Origin of the sequence: Pseudonocardia spirodelae (assembly GCF_037727765.1) — a bacterium.
Lineage (GTDB): Bacteria > Actinomycetota > Actinomycetes > Mycobacteriales > Pseudonocardiaceae > Pseudonocardia > Pseudonocardia spirodelae.
This window is the reverse complement of record NZ_JBBJUP010000008.1, coordinates 45850-70185: the sequence shown is the minus strand read 5'-3', so window position 1 is coordinate 70185 and position 24336 is coordinate 45850. Positions and strand designations below refer to the sequence as shown.

Annotated in this window: 20 protein-coding genes and 1 pseudogene; 15 read left to right on the top strand and 6 right to left on the bottom strand. The window is 75.2% G+C overall.

Annotated features, from left to right (window positions below; genetic code table 11):
• Nucleotides 1–2 precede the first annotated feature (2 nt).
• Nucleotides 3–1934 (top strand): heavy metal translocating P-type ATPase, encoded by a 1932-nt coding sequence (locus WJX68_RS11640; RefSeq protein ID WP_340289493.1) that lies wholly within the window; start codon nt 3–5, stop codon nt 1932–1934.
• 1 nt (nt 1935) lies between these two features.
• On the opposite strand, the gene WJX68_RS11635 is transcribed toward WJX68_RS11640, so the two are convergent.
• Nucleotides 1936–2556 (bottom strand): SACE_7040 family transcriptional regulator, encoded by a 621-nt coding sequence (locus tag WJX68_RS11635; protein ID WP_340289490.1) that lies wholly within the window; start codon nt 2554–2556, stop codon nt 1936–1938.
• Nucleotides 2557–2652: 96 nt separating this feature from the next.
• Here WJX68_RS11635 and WJX68_RS11630 point away from each other — a divergent pair, with 96 nt between their 5' ends.
• Complete coding sequence (locus WJX68_RS11630) at nt 2653–4950, top strand: HAMP domain-containing sensor histidine kinase (RefSeq protein WP_340289487.1); 2298 nt, start codon at nt 2653–2655, stop codon at nt 4948–4950.
• Between the two features lie 6 nt (nt 4951–4956).
• On the opposite strand, the gene WJX68_RS11625 is transcribed toward WJX68_RS11630, so the two are convergent.
• Nucleotides 4957–5646: a response regulator transcription factor gene (locus WJX68_RS11625; protein ID WP_340289484.1), complete on the bottom strand. Its 690-nt coding sequence runs from the start codon at nt 5644–5646 to the stop codon at nt 4957–4959.
• A gap of 92 nt (nt 5647–5738) precedes the next feature.
• Here WJX68_RS11625 and WJX68_RS11620 point away from each other — a divergent pair, with 92 nt between their 5' ends.
• The 7 genes from WJX68_RS11620 to WJX68_RS11590 all read left to right on the top strand — a co-directional run bounded on the left by WJX68_RS11620 (nt 5739) and on the right by WJX68_RS11590 (nt 14284).
• Entirely contained in the window at nt 5739–7325 is a 1587-nt protein-coding gene (locus WJX68_RS11620) for a carboxyl transferase domain-containing protein (protein ID WP_340289481.1), read from the top strand.
• A gap of 5 nt (nt 7326–7330) precedes the next feature.
• Nucleotides 7331–9394, top strand: coding sequence for an acetyl/propionyl/methylcrotonyl-CoA carboxylase subunit alpha (locus WJX68_RS11615; protein WP_340289478.1), 2064 nt, complete (start codon nt 7331–7333; stop codon nt 9392–9394).
• Nucleotides 9391–10554, top strand: a complete 1164-nt coding sequence (locus WJX68_RS11610; protein ID WP_340289475.1) for an acyl-CoA dehydrogenase family protein — start codon at nt 9391–9393, stop codon at nt 10552–10554. Before WJX68_RS11615 ends, WJX68_RS11610 begins: the two co-directional genes overlap by 4 nt.
• Nucleotides 10555–10642: 88 nt before the next feature.
• The gene (locus tag WJX68_RS11605; RefSeq protein ID WP_340289472.1) at nt 10643–11656 is read left to right on the top strand and encodes an NADP-dependent oxidoreductase; all 1014 of its coding nucleotides are present in this window, start codon (nt 10643–10645) and stop codon (nt 11654–11656) included.
• Between the two features lie 12 nt (nt 11657–11668).
• Nucleotides 11669–13132 (top strand): fused MFS/spermidine synthase, encoded by a 1464-nt coding sequence (locus WJX68_RS11600; protein WP_340289469.1) that lies wholly within the window; start codon nt 11669–11671, stop codon nt 13130–13132.
• 118 nt (nt 13133–13250) lie between these two features.
• Nucleotides 13251–13691: a hypothetical protein gene (locus WJX68_RS11595; protein ID WP_340289466.1), complete on the top strand. Its 441-nt coding sequence runs from the start codon at nt 13251–13253 to the stop codon at nt 13689–13691.
• Between the two features lie 44 nt (nt 13692–13735).
• On the top strand, nt 13736–14284 hold the full coding sequence (locus tag WJX68_RS11590) for a flavin reductase family protein (RefSeq protein ID WP_340289463.1): 549 nt from the start codon (nt 13736–13738) through the stop codon (nt 14282–14284).
• On the opposite strand, the gene WJX68_RS11585 is transcribed toward WJX68_RS11590, so the two are convergent.
• Nucleotides 14265–14441 carry a hypothetical protein gene (locus WJX68_RS11585; protein WP_340289460.1) on the bottom strand — a complete coding sequence of 59 codons (177 nt, stop codon included), beginning with the start codon at nt 14439–14441 and terminating at the stop codon, nt 14265–14267. The two genes, WJX68_RS11590 and WJX68_RS11585, sit on opposite strands and share 20 nt — an antisense overlap.
• A gap of 299 nt (nt 14442–14740) precedes the next feature.
• On the opposite strand from WJX68_RS11585, the gene WJX68_RS11580 reads away from it, so the two are divergent.
• Nucleotides 14741–16117: an ATP-dependent 6-phosphofructokinase gene (locus WJX68_RS11580; RefSeq protein WP_340289457.1), complete on the top strand. Its 1377-nt coding sequence runs from the start codon at nt 14741–14743 to the stop codon at nt 16115–16117.
• Here WJX68_RS11580 and WJX68_RS11575 read toward each other — a convergent pair whose 3' ends face one another.
• Nucleotides 16118–16945 carry a SirB1 family protein gene (locus WJX68_RS11575; protein WP_340289454.1) on the bottom strand — a complete coding sequence of 276 codons (828 nt, stop codon included), beginning with the start codon at nt 16943–16945 and terminating at the stop codon, nt 16118–16120.
• Nucleotides 16942–17904 carry an ATP-binding protein gene (locus tag WJX68_RS11570; RefSeq protein WP_340289451.1) on the bottom strand — a complete coding sequence of 321 codons (963 nt, stop codon included), beginning with the start codon at nt 17902–17904 and terminating at the stop codon, nt 16942–16944. Before WJX68_RS11570 ends, WJX68_RS11575 begins: the two co-directional genes overlap by 4 nt.
• Nucleotides 17905–18151: 247 nt before the next feature.
• Between WJX68_RS11570 and WJX68_RS11565 the strand changes: the two genes are divergently transcribed.
• The 4 genes and pseudogenes from WJX68_RS11565 to WJX68_RS11550 all read left to right on the top strand — a co-directional run bounded on the left by WJX68_RS11565 (nt 18152) and on the right by WJX68_RS11550 (nt 22016).
• Nucleotides 18152–18604, top strand: coding sequence for a MaoC family dehydratase (locus WJX68_RS11565; protein WP_340289449.1), 453 nt, complete (start codon nt 18152–18154; stop codon nt 18602–18604).
• Between the two features lie 12 nt (nt 18605–18616).
• Complete coding sequence (locus WJX68_RS11560; protein ID WP_340286268.1) at nt 18617–19822, top strand: acetyl-CoA C-acetyltransferase; 1206 nt, start codon at nt 18617–18619, stop codon at nt 19820–19822.
• 258 nt (nt 19823–20080) lie between these two features.
• Nucleotides 20081–20443: a DUF485 domain-containing protein gene (locus tag WJX68_RS11555; protein ID WP_340289446.1), complete on the top strand. Its 363-nt coding sequence runs from the start codon at nt 20081–20083 to the stop codon at nt 20441–20443.
• 35 nt (nt 20444–20478) lie between these two features.
• A pseudogene (locus WJX68_RS11550) lies at nt 20479–22016 on the top strand (solute symporter family protein).
• 54 nt (nt 22017–22070) lie between these two features.
• Here the strand turns inward: WJX68_RS11550 and WJX68_RS11545 are convergent.
• Nucleotides 22071–22559 (bottom strand): inorganic diphosphatase, encoded by a 489-nt coding sequence (locus WJX68_RS11545; protein ID WP_340289443.1) that lies wholly within the window; start codon nt 22557–22559, stop codon nt 22071–22073.
• A 225-nt stretch (nt 22560–22784) separates the two neighbouring features.
• Here WJX68_RS11545 and dacB point away from each other — a divergent pair, with 225 nt between their 5' ends.
• Entirely contained in the window at nt 22785–24194 is a 1410-nt protein-coding gene (gene dacB / locus WJX68_RS11540; RefSeq protein ID WP_340289440.1) for a D-alanyl-D-alanine carboxypeptidase/D-alanyl-D-alanine endopeptidase, read from the top strand.
• Nucleotides 24195–24336: the final 142 nt, after the last annotated feature.

Here is a 24336-nt window from a genome sequence, read left to right as displayed (position 1 = left end):
GCATGCGATCCGCTCTGTCCCTCCCCGAGGTCCGCTGGGCCGGGGCCTCCCTGCTCGCGTTCCTGGCCGCGCTGGGTGCCGACCTGCTCGGCGCGCCGCCGGCGGTCGTCGTCGGGCTGTACGTGGCCTGCTACGTGCTCGGCGGGTGGGAGCCACTGGTCGAGGGTCTGCGGGCGCTCGGGGAGCGCAAGCTCGACGTCGACCTGCTGATGGTCGTGGCGGCCGTCGCCGCCGCGGCGATCGGGCAGTGGTTCGACGGCGGGCTGCTCATCGTCATCTTCGCGACGTCGGGCGCGCTGGAGTCGGTGATGACCGCCCGCACCCGGGCCAGCATCGACGCGCTGCTCGACCTGGCGCCGGAGACCGCCACCGTCGTCGAGGACGACGGCACCGAGCGCACCGTCCCGGCGGCCGGTCTGGTGGCCGGGCGGACCGTCGTCGTGCGGCCGGGCGAGCGCGTCCCCGGCGACGGCACGGTGGCCGACGGCGTCTCGGAGGTCGACACCTCGGCGCTGACCGGCGAGCCCGTCCCGGTCCGCACCGGCCCCGGCGACGCCGTGCTGGCCGGCACCGTCAACGGCACCGGCGTGCTGCGGGTCCGGATCTCGCGCGACGCCGCCGACACCGTCGTCGCGGGGGTCGCGGCGCAGGTCGAGCGGGCCGCGGAGACCAAGGCGCACCGCCAGCTGTTCATCGAGCGCGTCGAGCAGCGGTACTCGGTCCTGGTCGTCGCGGCGACGGTGCTGCTGCTCGCGGTGCCGCTGCTGCTCGGCGCCCCGTTCGAGGAGACCCTGCTGCGCGCGATCGTCTTCATGATCGTCGCCTCGCCGTGCGCGATCGTGCTGGCGACCATGCCGCCGCTGCTCGCGGCGGTGGCCGTCGCGGGACGGCGGGGGACGCTGGTCAAGGACGTCACCGTGCTGGAGGCGCTGGCCGAGGTCGACACCGTCGTGCTCGACAAGACCGGGACCCTGACGACCGGCCGCCCGCAGGTGGTGTCGGTGACCCCGCTCGGCGGCCGCGACGCCGACGGGCTGCTGGCCCTGGCCGGTGCGGCCGAGGCGGGCAGCGAGCACGTGCTCGGCCGTGCCGTGCGGGCGCACGCGCTGGAGCGCGGTCTCGACCTGCCCGCCGCGCAGGGGTTCGCGGCGATCCCGGGCGAGGGGGTGCGGGCCGTCGTCGGCGGGCACGAGGTCACCGTCGGGCGCCCGGAGCTCGCCGGTGCCGGACCGGTGCCCGGCGTGGCGGAGCTGCAGGACGCGGGCCGCACGGCCGTCGTCGTGCTGGTCGACGGGGTGGTGGCCGGGGTGGTCGGGCTCGCCGACGAGCCGCGCCCCGGGGCCGCGGACGCCCTCGCCGGCGTGCGCGGGGTCGTCGGCGGCGAGCCGGAGGTGCTCACCGGCGACGCCGAGCGCCCGGCCCGGGTGCTCGCCGACCGGCTCGGGCTCGGCCGGGTCCGGGCCGGGCTGCTGCCCGCGGACAAGGTGGAGGTCGTGCGCGCCGAGCAGGCCCGCGGGCGGCGCGTGCTCGCCGCCGGCGACGGCATCAACGACGCACCGCTGCTGGCCTCGGCCGACGTCGGGCTGGTCGTCTCGGAGGGCGCGGGCGCGCTGTCGCTGGAGGCGGCCGACGGCGTGCTGACCCGCGACCCGCTGGGCCAGCTCGCCCCGCTGGTCGCCCTGGCCCGCCGGGCGCGCCGGATCGCCCGGGCGAACCTGGCGTTCGCCTCCGCGGTGATCGTCGTGCTGGTCGCCTGGGACCTGGTGGGGACGCTGCCGCTGGTCGTCGGTGTCGCCGGGCACGAGCTGTCGACGGTGCTGGTGTGCCTGAACGGGCTGCGGCTGCTCGTCGTCGCGCGCCGGGAGGACCGCCGGGCCGGCCGGGCCGCGGCGCCGTCCGTCGCGGCGCGCGAGCCCGAGCGGGTCGCGGCCTGACTCAGGCCGGGGCGGCGTCCAGCGCGGCCAGCGCCATCCGGCGCAGGACCGCGACCCGGGCGTCCGCCCCGCGGGCGGCCGCCTGGTCCGCGCGCGGCGCGTACGGGGTCGAGTTGAGCAGGCCGAAGACCCCGTGCGCGACCGTGCGGGCCTCGGCGGGTGCAACGCCGGGGTGCACCCGGCGCAGCGTGTCCACCCACAGCTCGACGTAGGTCCGCTGCAGCCGACGCACGGTCCGGCGGGCCTCGTCCGGGAGGTTCGCGAGGTCGCGCTCCTGCACGACGATGAGCTCCGGCTCGCGGGTGGCGAACGCGACGTGGAAGTCCACCAGTGCGGCGAGCGCGGCCCGCGGGTCCCCGTGCCCGACGCGCTCGCGGCCGCCGTCGAGCAGCCGCTCGGAGATGTCGATGAGCAGCTCCGCGAGCAGTGCCTCCTTGCCCGGGAAGTGCCGGTACAGCGCGGGCCCGGAGACCCCGACCGCGGCCCCGAGGTCGGCGATGCTGACCCCGTGGAAGCCGTGCCGGGCGAACAGCCGGGCCGCCTCGGTGAGAATCTGGTCGCGGCGCGACGGGGCCTCGGTCCGGGCGGCGCCGCCCGGCGGGGAGGGGTGTGCGGCGGCCATCGGGTGATCCTACCGCCGGTGGTTAACGATTGTTAACACCGCCTCGGCGCGGTCGTCTCAGGATCCGCACAGGTCGGCGGCGATACCCTCGTGGGCGTGACGAGGACATTCCGCCGGATGCGCGAGCGCCTGGGCGTGCGCGCGGCGTCCGCGCTCGCGGCCGCGACGGCGGTCGCGATGGTCCTCGTCGTCGCCGGGATCGCCCTGGTGATGATCCTCGAGCACGAGCTCAAGCGGAACACCGAGGAAGCGCTGCTGGCCAACGCGCAGCAGGTCGCGGAGCGGATCGAGGCCAACTTCGCGGAGTACCGCCGGGGCGACCCGGCCAAGGAGAACGCCGTGGTGACCACCGCCCGGCGGACGGACCTCGTCCAGGTGGTCACCGCCTGGAGCGACAACACGGGCGCGCCCGACTCCGTCGTCGGCTCGAACGGTGCCGGGCGCAACATCGAGGTGTTCGCGTCCTCCGAGCCGCTCGACGGTCAGGCGCAGCTCGTGCCCCGGCTCGCGGCGCCGCACGAGTCGTTCGCGGTGATGGACGTGCCGGTCACGTTCCGCGACCCGGGCGGGCCGGGGGCCGGGGAGATCGAGACCGAGAACATGATGGTCGTCGGGCTGGGCGAGCGGGTCTTCGACCGGCCGATCACGATCTACACCGCGCAGCCGACCGACCAGCTGCACAGCGCGGTCAGGCTCGTCACCCTGCTCGTCGTGTTCGGCGTCCCCCTGCTCGTGCTCGTCGCCGGTGGGTTCACCTACCTCTTCGCGGGCCGGGCCCTGCGTCCGGTCGAGACCATGCGCACCAAGGTGGCCGGGATGGGGGACAAGGACCTCTCGCAGCGGGTGGACGAGCCCGTCGCCCGGGACGAGGTCGGCCGGCTCGCCCGCACGATGAACCAGATGCTCGGCCGGATCGAGTCCGCGCAGACCACCCAGCGCCGGTTCGTCGCCGACGCCAGCCACGAGCTGCGCAGCCCGCTGGCGACCGTCTCGACCGGTCTGGAGCTGCTCGGCCAGGGGATGCCGGAGGGTTCCGCGGACCGCGGGACGGTCGACGTCCTGCGCGGCGAGGCCTCCCGGCTCACCGGGCTGGTCGAGAACCTGCTCTTCCTCGCCCGCGCCGACGAGCGCGGCGTGGCCCCGCGCCGCGAGGAGGTCGACCTCGACGAGATCGCCGACGCCGAGCGGGTCCGCCCCGCCGCGGGCGACGCGGTCACGGTGCGGGTCGTGACCCAGCCGGTGCGGGTGGTCGGTGACCGCGGCCAGCTCGTCCGGGTGCTGCGCAACCTGGTCGACAACGCGCGCCGGCACGCGTCCTCGACGGTCGCGGTGTCGGTCCGGGCCGACGGCGGGCTGGCGGTCGTCGACGTCGACGACGACGGCAACGGCGTCCCCGAGGCCGACCGCGCACGGGTCTTCGAGCGGTTCGTGCGTCTCGACGAGGCCCGCTCGCGCGGCGACGGCGGCTCCGGACTCGGCCTGTCGATCGTCTCCGAGCTGGTCGCGGCGCACGGCGGCACCGTGGAGGCGACCTCGTCGCCCGAGCTGGGCGGGGCCCGGTTCCGGGTCACGATCCCGGCGGCCGCGGCGCCGCTGCCCGAGCGGGACGAGCAGTCCGACGACGCGGTCGCCGCCCCCGGCGGGACCCCGGAGGAGGCCGCCGCCGAGCTGTGCGACGACCGCCCGTCCGGCCCGATCCCGCGGGTCGCCGCCGTCCCGGCCGGGGCGGCCGCCCCCGCCGGCGCGGCGCGCACGGAGGGCGCCGGGACCGCCGGTGCCGGGGCCGCCGGTGCCGACGCGGACCGCGCCCGGTCGGACGGTGCGCGTACGGACGGCGCGGGTTCGGACGGTGCTCGGCCGGACGGTGCCGGCGCGGACGGAGCCGGCCGGACCGGCACGGGGCGCCCCGAGCCCGCACGTCCGGTGATGGGGGCCGGGCCGGCCGAGCCGCCCCGGCGGCCGTCGCCGTACCGGACCCCGCACCCGGCCCCCGTGTCGGCGCCCCGGGCGGGCGCGTCGGCGGGCGGCGGGCCCGGCGCGGATGGCATGATGCGCACGCCCGGTGAGCCGGGTGTCACCCACGGCAGTGACGGTCGGGCACCGGACGGCGCGCCGGTCGCGACCCCGCCGGCCACGCCCGACCCGGAGGACGACGTGTCCGCACCGCCCGCCCACAGCAGGCTCGACCCGCCGACCGGCCCGCTGCCGATCCGGCCGAACACCGTCGGCAGCCCGTACGACGAGAACGCCACCCGGCCGCTGCCGGTCACCCCGCCGCGCGGTACCGCCGGCGTGCCGGGGCGGGCGGGCACCGCCGTCGCCGCACGGGGCGCCGGTGAGGACCGGCCCGCGCGCACGCCGTCGCCGCGGCGCCCGTTCGACCGCCGTCGCTGAGCCGCCTCAGCGCGGCGGCGCGGGCGCGGGCTCGGACATCCGGTAGCCCACGCCGCGCAGCGTCTCGATGCTGTGCGTCCCGAACGGCGCGTCGATCTTGCGGCGCAGGTAGCCGACGTAGACCTCGACGACGTTGACCTCGCCGTCGTAGTGGGCGTCCCAGACCGAGCGCAGGATGTCGGTCTTGGTCACGACCTGCCCGGTGTTCTGCATCAGGTGCTCGAGCACGCCGAACTCGCGCGGGGTCAGTGAGATCTCGACCTCGCCGCGGTGCACCCGGTGGGTGCCCGGGTCCAGGCTCAGGTCACCGACCCGCAGCACCGTCGGCGCGGCCTCGCCGGCCCGGCGCAGCAGCGCGCGCAGCCGTGCCTGCAGCACGACGAAGGAGAACGGCTTGGTCAGGTAGTCGTCGGCGCCGAGGTCGAACGCGTCGGCCTCGTCGTACTCGCCGTCCTTGGCCGTCAGCATCAGCACCGGTGTCCACACCCCGCGCTCGCGCAGGTGCTGCAGGATCCGGTACCCGGACAGACCCGGCAGCATGATGTCGAGGATCAGCACGTCGTGCCGGCCGGTCAGCGCGAGCTGCAGCCCGGCCGGGCCGTCGTGCGCGATCTCGACCTCGTGTCCCTCCCCGGCCAGGCCGCGGCGGACCAGCTCGGCGAGCGGCTTCTCGTCCTCGACCAGTAGCAGGCGCACGGCCCCAGCCTAGTCGGCGGAGTGCCGCCTCTGGACGCGGCGTGTTAACAACCGCTAACCTGTTAACGGTCATTAACAGGAGGTGGTCACAGGTGACGGTCCACGAGGTGGCTCGGGAGGCTCCGCGGCTCGGCACCGCGGTCGACCCGGCCGACCCGCGCGCCGCGGAGAACGCCGAGGCGCACCGCGCACTCGTCGCGGATCTGGCCGCGCAGCTGGGCCGGACCCGGCTCGGGGGGCCGGAGCGGTCGCGCGCCCGGCACGTCGAGCGCGGCAAGATGCTGCCCCGCGACCGGGTGGACGCACTGGTCGACCCGTCGTCGCCGTTCCTGGAGCTGTCGCCGATGGCGGCCCACGGCATGTACGACGACCAGGCCCCCGGCGCCGGGATGATCACCGGGGTCGGCCGGGTCGCCGGGCGCGAGGTCGTGGTCGTCGCCAACGACGCCACGGTCAAGGGCGGCACCTACTACCCGATGACGGTCAAGAAGCACCTGCGCGCGCAGGAGGTGGCGCTGCACAACCGGCTGCCGTGCGTGTACCTCGTCGACTCCGGCGGCGCCTACCTGCCCGAGCAGGACAGCGTGTTCCCCGACCGCGAGCACTTCGGGCGGATCTTCTACAACCAGGCGCAGATGTCCGGCCAGGGCATCCCGCAGATCGCCGCCGTCCTCGGCTCGTGCACGGCGGGCGGTGCGTACGTGCCCGCCATGAGCGACGAGGCCGTGATCGTCCGCAACCAGGGCACGATCTTCCTGGGCGGCCCGCCGCTGGTGAAGGCCGCGACCGGCGAGGTCGTCACCGCCGAGGAGCTGGGCGGCGGGGACCTGCACGCGAAGGTCTCCGGCGTCACCGACCACCTGGCCGCCGACGACGCCGACGCCCTGGCGCGGGTCCGTGCCGTCGTCGCGACGCTCGGCCCGCGCGCACCCCGCGGCTGGGACGTCACGCCGACCGAGGAGCCCGAGGTCGACCCGTCCGGGCTCTACGCGGCGGTGCCGGTCGACTCGAAGGTCCCCTACGACGTCCGCGAGGTCATCGCGCGGATCGTCGACGGGTCCCGGTTCGCCGAGTTCAAGTCCGAGTACGGCACCACGCTGGTCACCGGGTTCGCGCGCATCCACGGCCACCCGGTCGGGATCGTCGCCAACAACGGGATCCTGTTCTCCGAGTCCGCGCTGAAGGGCGCGCACTTCGTCGAGCTGTGCGACCAGCGCGGCATCCCGCTGGTGTTCCTGCAGAACATCTCCGGGTTCATGGTCGGGCGCGAGTACGAGGCCGGCGGCATCGCCCGCAACGGCGCGAAGATGGTCACCGCCGTCGCCTCGACCCGGGTGCCGAAGCTGACCGTCGTCATCGGCGGCTCGTTCGGCGCCGGGAACTACGCCATGTGCGGACGGGCGTACTCGCCCCGGTTCCTGTTCATGTGGCCCAACGCCCGCATCTCCGTGATGGGCGGCGAGCAGGCCGCGACGGTGCTGGGCACCGTGGGCGACGCCGACCCGGACGCGATCCGCGCCCAGTACGAGTCGCAGGGCCACCCCTACTACTCCACCGCCCGGCTCTGGGACGACGGTGTCATCGACCCCGCCGACACCCGCACCGTCCTCGGGCTGTCCCTGTCCGTCGCCGCCAACGCGCCCCTGGCCGACCCGGCCTTCGGCGTCTTCCGGATGTGAGCACCGTGTTCGACACCGTCCTGGTCGCCAACCGCGGCGAGATCGCCGTCCGCGTCATGCGCACCCTGCGCAGCATGGGGATCCGCAGCGTCGCCGTGTACTCCGACGCCGACTCCGGCGCCCCGCACGTCCGTGCCGCCGACGAGGCCGTCCGCATCGGACCGGCCGCCGCGACCGAGTCCTACCTCTCGATCGACGCCGTCATCGCCGCCGCCCGGGCCACCGGCGCGCAGGCGATCCACCCCGGTTACGGCTTCCTGTCCGAGAACACCGCCTTCGCCGCGGCCTGCGAGCAGGCCGGGATCGCCTTCGTCGGGCCGCCGTCCTCGGCGATCGACGCGATGGGCGACAAGATCCGGGCCAAGCAGACCGTCGCCAAGGCGGGCGTGCCCGTCGTGCCCGGCTCCGACGGCGCCGGGCTGACCGACGACGACCTCGCCGCCGTCGTCGCCGACATCGGCTACCCCGTGCTGCTCAAGCCCAGCGCGGGCGGCGGGGGCAAGGGCATGCGCGAGGTGCACGCCCCCGGCGAGCTCGCCGACGCGATCGCCGGCGCGCGCCGCGAGGCCCGCAACTCCTTCGGCGACGACACCCTGCTCGTCGAGCGCCTCGTCACGACCCCGCGGCACATCGAGATCCAGGTGATGGCCGACGCGCACGGCACCGTCGTGCACCTCGGCGAGCGCGAGTGCTCGCTGCAGCGCCGCCACCAGAAGATCATCGAGGAGGCGCCGTCCGCCCTGCTCACCCCCGCGCAGCGCGACCAGATGGGCCGCGCCGCCTGCGAGGCCGCGCGGTCGGTCGGCTACACCGGCGCGGGCACCGTCGAGTTCATCGTGAGCTCCGACCGGCCCGACGAGTTCTTCTTCCTGGAGATGAACACCCGGCTGCAGGTCGAGCACCCGGTCACCGAGGAGGTCACCGGCCTGGACCTGGTCGAGCTGCAGCTGCGCGTCGCCGCCGGTGAGCCGCTGCCGGTCACCCAGGACGACGTCGTGCTCACCGGGCACGCGGTCGAGGCCCGGGTCTACGCCGAGACGACCACGGTGTCCGGGGACGCGCTGACGTTCCTGCCCTCGGGCGGGACGGTGCTCGACTGGACCCCGCCGCCCGGCGTGCGGGTCGACGCCGGGATCGAGACCGGCACCGTCGTCGGGTCCGACTACGACCCGATGCTCGCCAAGGTGATCGCCTACGGCGCGACCCGCGGCGAGGCGCTGCGCCGGCTCGACGCGGCGCTGCGCGACACCGTGCTGCTGGGGCTCGACACCAACGTCGGGTTCCTGCGCGCCCTGCTCGCCGACGACGACGTCCGCGCCGGCGACCTCGACACCGGGCTGATCGCGCGGCGCGGCGCCGCGCTGGTGGACCACGACGTGCCCGGGGACGTCCTCGGTGCCGTGGCCGGGCTCGGGCTGCTGCGCCGCGAACCGGCCGGTCCCGTGGTGGACCCGTTCGACGTGCCCGGCGGCTGGCGGGTCGGCGAGCACGCCTGGACCGTGAGCCGGCTGCTCACCGGGGGCGCCGACGGCGCCGTCGAGGTCCGGGCGCGGGGCCGCGCCGCCGGGTTCGACCTGGCGCTGCCCACCACGTCCGGCGCGGGCACCGTGCCGGCTCCGGTGCCCGCCTCCGTGACGCCCGACGGCACGCCCGCGCGCTGCCGCACGGTCGCCGTCGCACCGGGGGTCCTGGAGCACACCCAGGACGGGCGCACCCGCCGCTACGCCGTCGCCGGGGCCACCGGCGGACCGGTCTGGATCGGGCGCGACGGCCGGGCCTGGGGCATCCGCGAGCAGGAGCCCCTCGACGCCGCGCGCGCCGCCGCGGACGGCGCGGGCGGGCCCGTCGTGTCCCCGATGCCGGGGACGGTGACCGTCGTCGAGGTCGCCGAGGGCGACACCGTCGTCGCCGGTCAGAAGCTGGTCGTCGTCGAGGCGATGAAGATGGAACACGTGCTCACCGCGCCCACCGACGGGACGGTGCGCGAGCTGAGGGCCCGGGCCGGGGCGACCGTCGCGAAGGACGCGGCGCTGCTCGTGGTCGAGCCCGTTTCGGAGGAGCAGGCATGACCGTCGCACAGGACACCACCAGCGCCGAGGAGTACGAGGCGCTGCGCGCCGCGGTCGAGGAGTTCGCGCGCACCGAGGTCGCGCCGGTGATCGGGGACCTCTACATCCGCGAGGAGTTCCCCTACGACATCACGGCGAAGATGGGCGAGATGGGCCTGTTCGGCCTGCCCCTGCCCGAGGAGTACGGCGGCCAGGGCGGCGACTACTACGCCCTCTGCCTGGCCCTGGAGGAGCTGGCCCGGGTCGACTCGTCGGTCGCCATCACGGTGGAGGCGGGCGTCGGGCTGGGGGCCATGCCGATCCACCGGTTCGGCACCGACGAGCAGAAGGCCCGCTGGCTGCCCGACCTCGCCGCGGGCCGCGCGCTGGGCGCGTTCGGCCTCACCGAGCCCGGCGGCGGCTCCGACGCCGGCGGCACCCGCACCACCGCGCGCCTGGAGAACGGCGAGTGGGTGATCAACGGGTCGAAGTGCTTCATCACCAACTCCGGCACCGACATCACCTCGGTCGTCACCGTCACCGCCGTCACCGGGGAGAAGCCCGACGGCGGCAAGGAGATCTCCGCGATCCTCGTCCCGGCCGGGACGCCGGGGTTCACCGTCGGCGGGAAGTACTCCAAGGTCGGCTGGAACTGCTCCGACACCCGTGAGCTGTTCTTCGACGACGTCCGCGTCCCGCAGAGCCACCTGCTCGGCGAGCGGGGCCGCGGGTACGCCCAGTTCCTGTCCATCCTGGACGAGGGCCGGGTCGCCATCGCCGCGCTGTCGGTCGGGCTGGCGCAGGGCTGCGTCGACGAGTCGGTCCGCTACGCGGGCGAGCGCGAGGCGTTCGGGCGGACCATCGGCTCCTACCAGGCGATCCAGTTCACGATCGCCGAGATGGAGGCCCGCGCGCACACCGCCCGCCTGGCCTGGCAGCACGCGGCCCGGCTGCTGGTGGCGGGGAAGCCGTTCAAGAAGGAGGCGGCGATCGCCAAGCTCGTCGCGTCGAACGCCGCGATGGACAACGCGCGCGACGCCACCCAGGTCTTCGGCGGCTACGGCTTCATGAACGAGTACCCGGTCGGGCGGTTCTACCGCGACGCCAAGATCCTCGAGATCGGCGAGGGCACCTCCGAGGTGCAGAAGATGCTGATCGCGCGCCACCTGGGCCTGAGGTAGTTCCGTTCGGTGACCGAACGACATTCCCGTCACGCGCGTGACGACCGTGATGAGGCGTCGCGCGCGTGACGGGAGTAGACCGGTACCCATGAGTAACACGAACCAGCAGGTCCGCCTCGCCGCGCGGCCCACCGGAACCCCGGGGCCCGAGGTCTGGGAGCACACCACCGAGCCCGTCGGCGAGCCCGGCGAGGGCCGCGTCGTGGTGAAGGTCAGCCACCTCTCGCTCGACCCCGCGATGCGCGGCTGGATGAACGCCGGCAAGTCCTACGTGCCGCCGGTCGAGGTCGGTGCCGTCATGCGGGCACTCGGGCTGGGCGAGGTCGTCGCGTCGAACAGCCCCGACCTCGCGGTCGGCGACGTCGTCACCGGGCTGCTGGGCGTCCAGACCCACGCCGAGGTCGACGCCCGCGGGCTGCAGAAGGTGCAGCCGTCCGACGCGGTCCCGCCGGAGCGCTACCTCGCCGTGCTCGGGATGCCCGGTGCCACCGCGTACTTCGGGCTGCTCGAGGTCGGCGAGCTGGCCGAGGGCGACACCGTCGTGGTGTCCGGCGCCGCCGGGGCCGTCGGCTCCATCGTCGGGCAGCTCGCGAAGATCAAGGGCGCCGGGAAGGTCATCGGCATCGCCGGCGGTCCGGAGAAGTGCGCCTGGCTGACCGAGGAGCTCGGCTTCGACGCCGCGATCGACTACCGCAACTCCGACGTCGCCGCGCGGCTGCGCGAGCTGACCCCGGACGGCATCGACGTCTACTTCGACAACGTCGGCGGCGAGATCCTCGACGCCGCGCTGGCCCGCCTGGCCACCCACGCCCGCGTCGTGCTGTGCGGCGCGATCAGCCAGTACAACGCCACCGAGGGCATCCACGCCCCGGCGAACTACCTCTCGCTGCTGACGACGCGCTCGAAGATGGAGGGCTTCGTCTTCCCCGACTACGCCCACCGTGCCGGCGAGGCCGCGCAGGCCCTGTCGGGGTGGCTGGCACAGGGCCGGATCACCGCGCGCGAGGACGTCGTCGACGGCCCCGTGACCGACTTCGGCGAGGTCCTGCTCAAGCTGTTCCGCGGGGAGAACACCGGCAAGCTGGTGCTCCGGCTGCCCTGAGAGCATGGCCGGGTGCGCCTCGCCCTCGCCCGGACCGCGGTCGTCGTCTCCGGGGCGGCGATCCTCGTCGTCGAGACCCTCGCGACGCGGCTCGTCGCGCCGTACACCGGGCTCACCCTGGAGTCGACCACCGCGGTGATCGGGGTGGCGCTGGCCGGGATCGCGGCCGGTGCCGCGCTCGGCGGCCGGTGGGCCGACGAGCGCGACCCCGTCGCCGTCGCCGCCCTGATGCTGGTGGTCGGCGGGCTCGGGACGCTGGCCGTGCGCCCGGTCGTCCGGCTGCTGGGGCCGCTGCTCGGCGCGGGCCCGTACGCCGCCGTGCTGCTCGTCGCGGCGTCCACCCTGGTCTCGGTGACCGCGCTCGCCGCGGTCACCCCGGCCGTGACGAAGGCGCGCCTGACCGGGCTCGACACCTCCGGCGAGGTCGTCGGCGGGCTGTCCGCGGCGGGCACGCTCGGCTCGCTCGCCGGGACGTTCCTCACCGGGTTCGTGCTGGTCGCGCTGCTGCCGGTGAGCGCGATCCTGCTCGTCACCGCGGCCGCCTGCCTGGTTCTGGGGCTCGTCCTCGCCCCGCGACGGCGGCGCACCGACGTCGCGCGCGGGGGCGCGGCGGCGATGCTGCTCGGGGTCGCGCTCGTCGCGGTCCCCGGCCGATGCGACGCCGACACCACCTACTACTGCGCCTCGGTGCAGCCCGACCCGCGCGACCCGGCCGGGCGCTACCTGGTGCTCGACGACCTGCGCCACTCCTACGTCCGCCTCGGCGACCCGGCGCACCTGGAGTTCGCGTACACCAAGCGCTTCGCCGCCGCCGTCGACACCGCGTTCCCGCCCGGCCGGCCGCTCGACGCCGTGCACGTCGGCGGGGGCGCGCTCACCATGCCGCGGTGGCTCGCCGCGACCCGCCCGGGCAGCGCGTCCACGGTCCTGGAGCTGGACCGCGGGGTGATCGACCTGGGCGTGCGCTCGCTGGGTGCCGGTGACGTCCCCGGCACCACGGTGCGCACCGGCGACGCCCGGGTGAACCTCGCCGCGCTGCCCGACGACTCCGCCGACCTCGTCGTCGGCGACGCGTTCGGTGCCCGCTCCGTGCCCTGGCACCTGTCGACCGCGGAGTTCCTCGCCGAGGTGACGCGGGTGCTGCGCCCGGGCGGGCTCTACGTCCTCAACGTGATCGACCGGGACCCGCTGGACCTGGTGCGCGCGGCGACCGCGACCGTCCGCACGCAGTTCGCCACGACGATGCTCGTCGCGCGGCCCGACGAGTTCACGCCCGGTGGCGGCGGGAACGTCGTGGTCGTCGCGTCGGACCGGGCGCTCGACCCGGCCGCGCTGGACGCCGCGGTCGCCCGCTCCGGCGAGCCGGGCGCGGTGCTCGACCCGGCCCGGACCGCCGCGTCCGCCGCCGGGGCGCCGGTGCTGACCGACGACCGCGCCCCGGTGGACCAGCTGATCACCACCGGCCTGGAGGGCTGAGCCGGCGTCGCCCCCGGGCCGCCCCGGGTGTGCACGTCGCGCGGGCGGCGCGCGCCGGCCCCGGTCCGGATCACGCTAGGGTCGGTGCCGCGTGTCGGCGATCTGGGGGGAGACGGGCGTGGCGACCTGGGAGGACCTGAAGGCCTACGTCGTGGTCCGGTACGAGATCGTCCGGCAGAGCGCCGACGAGCTGCGCTTCCGGCTGCCGACGACCGCGGAGCGGGACCAGCTCGTGGTCGTGAAACGGGTCGCGGAGGGCGCCGGACGGCCCGGGGTCGAGGTGACCGACGCGGCCGCCGCCGTCGCCGACCCGGACCAGGAGTGGGTGCAGATCGAGTCCCCGGTCGCCCGCCTCGGCGAGGTCGACCTCGCCCGCGCGCTGGAGCTGGCCGGGCCGTCGGTCGTCGGCGGGCTGGCCGCGGAGGAGGGGGTCGTGGTGTTCCGGCACTCCGTCCCGCTCGGACCCGCCGCGCTCGACGGCTTCGAGTTCCCCTTCCGGCAGGTCGTGCACCTGGCCGACGAGCTGGAGCACGCGCTCACCGGGCGCGACGAGAACTGAGTCACCCTTGACCTGAAGCCGGGTTCAGGGTCGACGGTGGACGCATGTCCGCCGACGCACCACCGTTCGCCCCGCTCCGCCGAGGTCCGGACCCGGGCGGCGGGCCCGGGCCCGCCGCGGGCCTGCGGGCGGCCTTCCGCGGGCATCCGGCCGGGGTCGCCGTCCTCACCGCCGCCGGTCCCGACGGACCGGTCGGCATGACCGCGAGCTCGGTCGCCTCCGTCGGGGTCGACCCGCCCGCGGTGTCGTTCTCGCTGGACCGGGCCTCGCGGCCGGCCCGCGCGCTGCACGGGTCCGCGACGCTCGTCGTCCACCTGCTCGACGACACCGCCACCGCGCTCGCCGCGCACTTCGCCGTCCCCGGCGGTGACCGCTTCGCCGGCGGGGTCCGGTGGACGACGCTCCCGACGGGGGAGCCGTGGCTGCCCGACGTGGGCACCGCCCTGCGCTGCCGGGTCCTGTCGGTCACCGGGGTCGGGGCGTCGGTGCTCGTCGCGGCCGCGGTCGTGGAGGTGCTCGGGCTGCGCCGGTCCGGCTCGCCGCTGGTCTACGTCGACCGCGGCTACCGGAGGGCTACAGCGGTGCCGGGGTGACGTCGAGGGCCTGGTCGATGACCGTGCGGAGCCGGTTCAGCAGCTCGTCGGCCTCGCCCCAGGTGACGGCTCCACTGGCGACGCCGTCCCGGAGTTCCTCGGCGATCGTCCGGGCGAGTCCGGTGGCCCAGGTGTGACGTGGATCAAGACTCCGCATGGACGGATCTTGCCCTACGCCTCGCCGGACGTTCACTCCGGGTGCCCAATCCGTTCACCCCGCGTAGGCGACAGGATGGTCGGAACCGGTGACGCCGGGCGGTGCGCGGTGCAACGTTCCGGGTCGGGGCCGTGCCGGGCCGGTGACCGCGCGAGGCCCGCCGTTCCCCCACGACGGCCCGTTCCCCGGCCCGGTCGGGTGATCGTCGCGCGCGGGCCGGGCGGGTCCGGATCGACGGTTCCGGCGGTGTGCGCCACGATGTCCGGGCACGCCGCGAATCGATACAGCCAGGAGCCCGTGTGACGACCTCGGAGTACGCCAGCATCACGCCCGCGGACCTGGCGATCTCCACGCTCGGCCCGGCCCGCATCACCTCGCCGCTCGCCCCGCTGCTCGACGCCCGCCGCACGACCGAGCACTACGTCGACTCCGGCGACCGCGTGCTGCTCGACGACACCGCGGCCGGGATCCGGGCCCGCGGCGTCGAGCTCGACGAGCTGCCCGGGCTGGAGCCGTGCGGGCCGCGCCGCCAGATCTACTTCGACCCGTCGAAGACCCGCGCCGGCATCGTCACCTGCGGCGGGCTGTGCCCGGGCCTCAACGACGTCATCTCCGGCCTGGTCCGGACCCTGACCTACCACTACGGCGTGCGCCGCGTCGTGGGCTTCCGCAACGGCTACCGCGGCTTCGTCTCCTCCTACGGCCACGACGTCGTCGAGCTGTCCCCGGAGACCGTCCGCGACATCCCCGTCGACGGCGGCACCTTCCTCGGGACCTCGCGCGGCCCGCAGGACCCGGAGGAGATCGTCGACTGCCTCGAGCAGATGCACCTCAACGTGCTGTTCGTGATCGGCGGCGACGGCACCATGCGCGGCGCGATGGAGATCGCCCGCGTGGTCGACGAGCGCGGTCTGCGCATCGCCGTCGTCGGGATCCCGAAGACGATCGACAACGACATCCCGTTCATCGACCAGTCCTTCGGGTTCCAGACGGCGTTCTCCCAGGCCAGCGAGGCCATCCGGTCGGTGACGGTGGAGGCCAAGTCCACCCCGGGCGGGGTCGGCCTGGTCAAGCTCATGGGCCGGCACTCCGGCTTCATCGCCTGCTACGCCTCGCTCGTGCGCTCCGACGCCGACGCCGTCCTCATCCCGGAGGTCCCGTTCGAGCTCGACGGCGAGACCGGCCTGCTGCACCACCTGCGGCGGCGGGTGTCCCAGCGCGGGCACGCGGTCGTCGTCGTCGCGGAGGGGGCGGGGCAGGAGATGCTGCCGCCGGTCGGGCGCACCGACGCCTCCGGCAACGCCAAGCTCTCCGACGTCGGGCCGTGGCTCAAGGAACGCATCGCGGACTCCTTCGCCGAGGCCGGCATGGAGACCACGGTCCGCTACGTCGACCCCAGCTACATCATCCGCAGCGTCCCGGCGAACCCCTACGACAGCGTCTACACCGTGCGGCTGTCGCAGGCCGCGGTGCACGCGGCGATGTCCGGGCGCACCGCGATGGTCGTCGGACGGGTGCGCCGCCGGTTCGTGCACATCCCGATGAGCCTGGCCGTCAGCCGCCGCAACCAGGTCGACCCGCACGGCGACCTGTGGATGGCGGTGCTGGAGTCGACCGGGCAGCCCTGGCGGTTCGGGGAGGACTCCGGCGCGCCGACCCGGGCGCCGCACACCTGATCAGTTGAGGTGCGCCCGGTGCTTCATCGCCTCGGTGCGCACCTCGTCGAGCACCTCGGGCCCGGACCGCGACCCGCGCCCGGGGCCGTCGGCCCAGGTCTCCATGAGCCGGGCCGCCTCGTCCCAGCGGGCCTGCGCGGCGAGGACGTCGCCGAGCTCGCGGATGAGCTCCGGGCCCCGGTGGCGCAGCCCGAGGCGCATCCGCAGCACCCACTCCAGCGACGCGTGGTCGCGCGAGCGGGCGTAGCCGGACCGCAGGTTCTCCAGCATCCGGGCGAGGATCTGGCGGGTCGAGGTGCGCGGCAGCATCTCCGGGCCGAACTCGACCTCGGGCCCGGCGCCGGTGGTGGCGCGGAACAGCTCCTCGCAGCCGGCCGGGTCGAGCCGCCGTCCGCCGTCGAAGACGTCGACGTGGCGCCGGGTCCCCGGCACCCGCACGAGGAAGTGCCCCGGCATCCCGACACCCTCCAGCGGGACCCCGGCGCGGCGCCCCACCTCGATCGCGACGACCGAGAGAGTGATCGGGATGCCGGTCCGGCGGTCGAGCACGTCGGGCAGGAACGAGTTGCGCGGATCGGCGTAGTCCTCGGCGTTGCCGCGGAACCCGGCCTCGGTGAACAGCCGGTGCAGCAGCGACTCGACGCCGGTGACGCCGTCGGCGAGCTCGTCGAGGGTGGCCCGGGCGCGGGCGGCGGCCACCGCCGCGACCTCCGGGTCGGGCGCGGCCCCGGCGGCGATGGCCAGCGCGCCCTCGTCGAGCGCGGGCTCGGGGCCGGTCACCATCCGCAGGAAGCGGGTCACCGCGTCGGCGCGGTCGTGGCGGGTCACGGGGGCGTCATGGTGACGCGCACGACGGTGCCGCTCACCCGCCCGGGGTCGTCCTCGGCGGTCCACACCTGCAGCACGTCCGACAGCTCCGAGGCCAGCCACATCCCGCGCCCGCGGGCGCCGGCGACCGGCGGCGCGGCCAGCCCGGGGAACGCGAGCCGGCACGGCGCCGCGTCGCTCATCTCGGCGACCAGGCCCCCGGCCGTGCGCCACATCCGCAGCACGGGGGCGCCCGAGCCGTGCTCGACCCCGTTGCTGACCAGCTCGTTCACCGCGAGCACCAGGTCCTCCGAGCGGGACGGGCCGAACCCGGACAGCAGCGCCTGACGCTCGACCACGCGGCGCATCGCCCCCAGCCCGCCGAGCGTCACCGGCAGCACGACGACCGGGGCCCCGAGGTCCCGCGGCGGCGGCTGGGGGTTCTCGGCGAGCAGCTCGTGGTCGTCGCGGCGGCAGCCGGTCGGGACCGGGGCGCCGTCGACGAGGAACTCGTCGTGCAGGGCACCGGCGCTGGCGCGGCCGGCGGCGCCGTCGGGGAAGCAGCACAGCAGCTCCACCGGCAGGTCGCGCAGCGCGTGCACGAGGGCGAGGTCCAGCCGCGTCCAGTACGCGCCGTCGGCGCCGGGCAGGTCCATCGACTGCCCGACCGTGCACACCCCGGTCGCGCCGTCGGACAGCGCCTCGCGCACGGCCCGGCTCCAGCGGCCCGCGACGGTGAACGGGGGTGCCGAGTGCATCCGCTCCGGCGGGTGGAACTCGACGCCGGCGTCGCGGCCGAGGGAGCGCTGCAGCTCCGTGGCGCAGCGCGGCTCGACGACGACGAGCGCGCGACGGCCGTCCTCCAGGGCGTCGGTCACCGGCCCGGCGAGCACGGTGGCCTGGTGCTCGGGGTCCCGGTAGGGCACGGCGCGGTGGACGAGTCCACCGGACTGCCGCCGGGGTGTGGTGGGTGCGGTCATCGATGGTCGCGGGCGGTGGGGGTCATGGGGCGTGCGCCTTCCACGTCGAAGCTGGGCCCGTCCTTCTCCAGGCGGCTCCTGACGTGACGACCATAACGAAGCGGCACCGGTCGTGCGGGACGGGGCGTGTGCGTTCGACGACGTCACCCCACCCGGCGGGGGGCGGTGCGGTAGAGAAGGGTGGATCCCGGCCGGCGCCACGGCGACCGGTCACCGGGACAGGACGGACGACGAACGGGAGTGACGGATGCGCGTCTTCGACGGAGTGGACGAGCTGCGGGCCGCGAAGGGGACGGAGGTCGGCGAGTCCGACTGGTTCACCGTCACCCAGGAGCGGATCGACGGGTTCGCCGACGCGACCGGGGACCACCAGTGGATCCACGTCGACCCGGAGAAGGCCGCCGCCGGGCCGTTCGGCACGACCATCGCCCACGGCTTCCTGACGCTGTCGCTGCTCCCCGTGCTCGTGCAGGGGATCTACAAGGTCGACGGTGTGCGGATGGGCGTGAACTACGGCCTCAACAAGGTCCGCTTCACCAGCCCGGTCCCCGTCGGCAGCCGCGTCCGGGCGCGGGTCGAGCTCACCGACGTCAGTGACATCTCCGGCGGCGTCCAGCTCACCCTCGGCGTCACCGTCGAGATCGAGGGTTCCGACAAGCCCGCCGTGGTCGCCGAGTGGCTGACCCGCCAGTACGTCTGAGGGGGACCGACCGTGCGTGATGCGGTGATCTGTGAGCCGGTGCGGACCCCGGTGGGTGGGTTCGGGGGGTCGTTGCGTGATGTGGCGGCCCATTCCCTGGCCGCGACGGTGATCGGTGCGGTGATGGAGCGGACCGGGCTCGACGGCGGGGTCGTCGACGATGTGGTGCTGGGGCACTGTTACCCGTCGATGGACGCGCCGGCGATCGGGCGGGTCGCCGCGTTGGACGCGGGCCTGCCGGTGACCGCGGGGGGTATCCAGATCGACCGTCGGTGCGGGTCGGGGCTGCAGGCGGTGCTCTACGCGGCGATGCAGGTCCGTACGGGTGCGGCGGAGGTGGTGCTGGCCGGTGGGGCGGAGTCGATGTCGGGGGCGTCGTTCTACTCGACCGGGATGCGCTGGGGTGCCGCGGGTGCGGTCACGTTGAACGACTCGCTGGCCCGGGGCCGGGTGACCGCGGGCGGGGTGCGCTTCCCGGTGCCGGGCGGGATGCTGGAGACCGCGGAGAACCTGCGCCGCGACTACGGGATCGGCCGCGGCGAGCAGGACGAGTACGCGGTGCGGTCGCACCAGCGGGCGGCGGCGGCGCAGGCGGCGGGGGTGTTCGACGAGGAGATCGTCGCGGTGACGGTGCCCGGCCGCAAGGGCGACACCGTGGTGGAGCGTGACGAGCACGTCCGCCCGGACTCCACGGTGGACAAGTTGGCGAGGTTGCGTCCGATCCTGGGTCGTGACGACCCGGACGCGACGGTGACCGCGGGTAACGCCTCGGGGCAGAACGACGGTGCCGCGGTGTGTGTGGTGACCAGCCCGGACACGGCCGCGGAGCTGGGGTTGCGGCCGCTGGTGCGGGTCGTGTCCTGGGGGTTGGGCGGGGTCGCGCCGAAGACGATGGGTATCGGCCCGGTCCCGGCGACGGCCACGGCGCTGGCGGGGGCGGGGTTGACGCTGGCCGACATGGATCTGATCGAGCTGAACGAGGCGTTCGCCGCGCAGGTCCTGGCGTGCACGCGGGAGTGGAAGTTCACCGACGCCGATTTCGAGCGCACCAACGTGCACGGGTCGGGGATCTCGATGGGGCACCCGGTCGGGGCGACCGGTGGGCGGATCCTGGCCACGCTGTCGCGGGAGATGGTGCGTCGTGATGCCCGCTACGGGCTGGAGACGATGTGCATCGGCGGCGGGCAGGGCCTGGCCGCGGTCTTCGAACGCGTCTGACCGACCGGCCGCCCCGTCCGGGTGGGCTCGGCCACCGATCGTTTCGTCACGCAAATTCGCTGGTACCGTCGTCGCCGCGTTCCGCAGGGGCGGACGTACGACCGGCGGGGAGGCCCCCGTCCCCGGTGTGCGGGGCGCGTTCCCGAGACGGACGACGACCGGTGGCCGCCCCGTGCCCGCTGCTGAGGCAGGTGCCCGATGGACAGTCGGATCCCGCGCGTGCAGGCTCCGCCGCCGCCCGGCCGGTGGACCGAGGACATGACCCGCCCCCTCCCCGGTGGCCCCGTCCCGGCCGCGCCGCCGGTGCGGCTCGCCGACGCCGTGCACGCCGACCCCCGCTACCGCGCCCTGCGCGCCCGCCGGAACCGGTTCGTCGCGGTCGCCTCGGTGGTGTTCCTGGCCTGGTACGGCCTGTTCGTCGGGCTGTCGGCGTTCGCGCCCTCGCTCACCGCGACGCCCGTGCTGGGCTCGGTGAACCTCGGCTTCCTGCTGGGCCTGTCCCAGTTCGTGTCCACGCTGGTCATCGTCGGCGTGTACCGGCGCTTCGCCGCCCGCGAGCTGGACCCGTTCGTCGCGCAGCTGCGCGAGGTCCACGGCGGGCACCGGGGAGCCCGCCGGTGACCGCCCCGGCGCAGATCGGCGACCCCGTCGTCAACATGGTGGTCTTCGGGGTGTTCGTGCTGGTCACGCTCGGCATCGTCTACCGGGTCAGCCACCGCGACGCCACCCCCGACGACTACTTCGCCGCCGGCGGCGGCTTCAGCGGCACGCAGAACGGCATCGCCATGTCCGGCGACTTCCTGTCCGCCGCGTCGTTCCTCGGCATCTCCGGGGCGATCGCCGTGTACGGCTACGACGGCTTCGTCTACTCGGTCAGCTGGGTTGTGGCCTGGCTCGTCGCGCTGCTCGTGGTCGGCGAGGGGCTGCGCAACACCGGGCGCTTCACGATGGGCGACGTGATGGCCTACCGGCTGCGCCAGGGCCCCGTCCGGGCGGCCCGGCGACCTCGACGCTGGTCATCTCGATCGTCTACATGGTCGCGCAGATGGCCGGGGCGGGCAGCCTGGTCGCGCTGCTGCTCGCCATCCATACCGCAGGCGGGCAGTCCGCGGTGATCGTGCTCGTCGGCGTCGTGATGATGGCCTACGTGCTGCTTGGCGGGATGCGGGGCACGACCTGGGTGCAGATCGTCAAGGCGGTGCTGCTCCTGGTCTGCGTGGCGGGCCTCGCCGCGTTCGTGCTCGGCCGCTTCGGGCTGGACCTGTCGGAGCTGCTGGGGCGCGCGGCCGCGGGCAGCCCGCTCGGCGGGGCACTGCTCGAGCCGGGCGCGTGGTACGGCCACGGCCTCGCCGGGCGGATCGACTTCCTGTCCCTCGGCCTCGCGCTGGTGCTGGGCATCTCCAGCCTGCCGCACGTGCTGATGCGCTTGTTCACCGTGCCCGACGCGGTGCAGGCCCGCCGCTCGGTGACCTGGTGCTCCTGGCTGATGGTGGTCTTCTACCTGTGCATCCTGGTCGTCGGGTTCGGCGCGGCCGTCGTCGTCGGCCGGGACCGGATCCTCGCGGCGCCGGGGGCGGCGAACTCCGCGGCCCCGCTGCTGGCCTACGAGATCGGCGGCACCGCGGTGCTCGGCGTCGTCGCCGCGGTCGCCTTCGCGACGATCCTCGCGGTGGTCGCCGGGCTGACGCTGACGGCGTCGGCGTCGTTCGCGCACGACGTGTACGCCTCGATCCTGCGCGGCGGGAGGGCCGAGCCGGCCGAGGAGATCCGGGTCGCCCGCCGGACCGCGGTCGTGGTCGGCGCCGTCGCGATCCTGGGCGGGGTGGTGGCACGCGAGGTGAACGTGGCGTTCCTGGTGTCGCTGGGGCTGGCCATCGCGGCCTCGGCGAACCTGCCGACGATCGTGTTCGCGCTGTTCTGGCCGCGGTTCGCCACCCGCGGGGCGCTGTGGAGCATCTACACCGGCCTGGCGAGCTCGGTGCTGCTCATCGCGTTCTCCACGACGGTGACCGGCGGCCCGGGGGCGCTGTTCCCGGGGGTCGACCTGGCGTGGTTTCCGCTGACGAACCCGGCGATCGTGTCGGTGCCGCTGGCGTTCGTGGCCGGGGTGCTGGGCACCCTGACCGGCCGCGAGCCGGCCGACCCGGAGCTCGCCCGGGAGATGGAGGTCCGGTCGGTGACCGGCCTGTCCTGACCGCCACCGGGTGGCCGCGCGGGCGGCCACCCGGTGGCGGGCCGGTGCGACCGGTCAGTGACCGGCGGCGCGGGCCCGCTCGTAGGACGCCTTGATCTCGCGCTCGGCGTCGGCGCGGCCGACCCAGGAGGCGCCCTCGACGCTCTTGCCCGGCTCCAGCGTCTTGTAGATCTCGAAGAAGTGCTGGATCTCCGCCCGGTCGAACTCGGCCAGGTGGTGGATGTCGCGCAGGTGCTCCTGGCGGGGGTCGTCGCTCGGGACGCAGAGGACCTTGTCGTCGCCGCCCTTCTCGTCCTTCATGCGGAACATGCCGATCGCGCGGGAGCGGATCACGCAGCCCGGGAAGGTGGGCTCCTGCACCAGGACCAGGGCGTCCAGCGGGTCCCCGTCCTCGCCGAGGGTGTCGTCGATGAACCCGTAGTCGGCGGGGTACTGGGTGGCGGTGAACAGGGTGCGGTCGAGCCGGATGCGCCCGGTCTCGTGGTCGACCTCGTACTTGTTCCGGCCGCCCTTGGGGATTTCGATGGTGACGTCGAAGTCCACGGTTCGTTGCTCCTTGAAGAGGGTCAGCGGTCTGGCGGGTCACGACGCGCCGGACGGCGGTCGGGCCGTGGGGCCCGCCCGCTCCGGCGGCGCCGGTGCTGCCCCCTAGTGTGAGGGACCGGGCGTGCGCGGGTGCAGGCCGGTGAGGGCGGAGCGGGCCGATGTGGCCCGCGTCGCACAGCCGGTCGGGCAGGTCGGCCGCCCGGCGGGAGTACAGGAGGGGTCGTGGGACGCAGGCATCGCCGGCCGGAGCGCAGCTACCGGCGGTTCGCCGTCGTCGCCGTCGCCGTGATGGCACTGGCCTCGTTGTTCGGCGCGGTCGCGCTGGCCGGCCCGGAGGCGCGCAGCTCGTTCGGGCTGGGCACCGCCGCGACGCCGTACCCGCCCGTCCCGATGCCGGCCCTGCGGCCGCTCACCCCGACCGCGCCGGTGCCCAGCACCGCCGGGATCACCGAGGCGCTGACCTCCCAGCTGGACGCGCCCGAGCTGGGCGAGGTCACCGGTGTGGTCATGGACTCGGCCGCCCCCGGCGGCGTCGCGCCCATCTGGGAGCGCGACGGCGACCGCCCGATGGTGCCCGGCTCGACCACCAAGCTGCTCACCGCCGCGGCCGCGCTGCTCACCATGAACCCGACCGACCGGCTCGCGACCCGGGTGGTCCCCGGGCCGACCCCGGACTCGGTGGTGCTGGTCGGCTCCGGCGACCCGTCGCTGACCGCCCTGCCCGACGGGAAGAACGGGCTCTACCCCGAGCCCGCGCGCATCGACGACCTCGCCGAGCAGGTCAAGAAGGCCGTCGGACGCCCGATCACGACCGTCTACACCGACACGAGCCTGTGGGCCGGGCCGGCGCAGGCCCCCGGCTGGGGGCCGACCGACGTCGCCGACGGCTACGTCGCGCCGATGTCGCCACTGATGCTCGACGGCGGCCGGACCGACCCGGAACAGCAGGACGGCCCCCGCTCCGACGACCCCGCCCGGGCGGCCGGGCGCGCACTGGCCGCGGCGCTGGGTGCCTCCGAGGTCCGCGAGGGCGCGGCCGCGGCGAACGCCCCCGTGCTGGGCAGCGTGTCCTCCCCGCCGATCGCCAGCCTCGTCGAGTACATGCTCACCGCGTCGGACAACGTCACCGCCGAGGCGATGGCCCGCCAGGTCGCCGTCTCCAAGGAGGGCGAGGCGTCCTTCACCGGCGCCGCCAAGGCCGTCACCGAGGCGCTCGTGCAGGCCGGCTACGACGTGTCCGGCCTGACCCTGGCCGACGGCAGCGGGCTCTCCCGCGACAACCTGATCCCGGCCCGGGTGCTCGGCGCGGTCCTCGCGTCGGCGGCCGCGCAGTCCGACAGCCCCACCGACGTGCAGTTCCTCCGCCCGATCCTCACCGGCCTGCCGGTGGCGGGCGGTGGCGGGACGCTCGCCGAGCGCTTCGGCGACGCCCGCTCGGTCGCCGGGCGCGGCGTCGTCCGGGCCAAGACGGGGACGCTGTCGGGCGCGTCCAGCCTCGCCGGGGTCGTGACCGACGTCGACGGCAGGCTGCTCGTGTTCGCGCTGCTGTCCAACGGCACCTCCCCGGCCGACGCCCGGCCCGCGCTGGACCGGGTCGCGGCCACGTTGTCGCGCTGCGGCTGCCGCGGCTGAGCGCCCACCCGGCCCGCGCCGTCGCGGGTAGCGTGGGCCGCATGGAGACCGACACGACCGGCCCGGTCACCGGCGCGACCCGGCCCGCCCGCGGCACCGGGCTGCCGGTGAACTGGTCCCTGGCCGCGTCGACGGCGGCCTC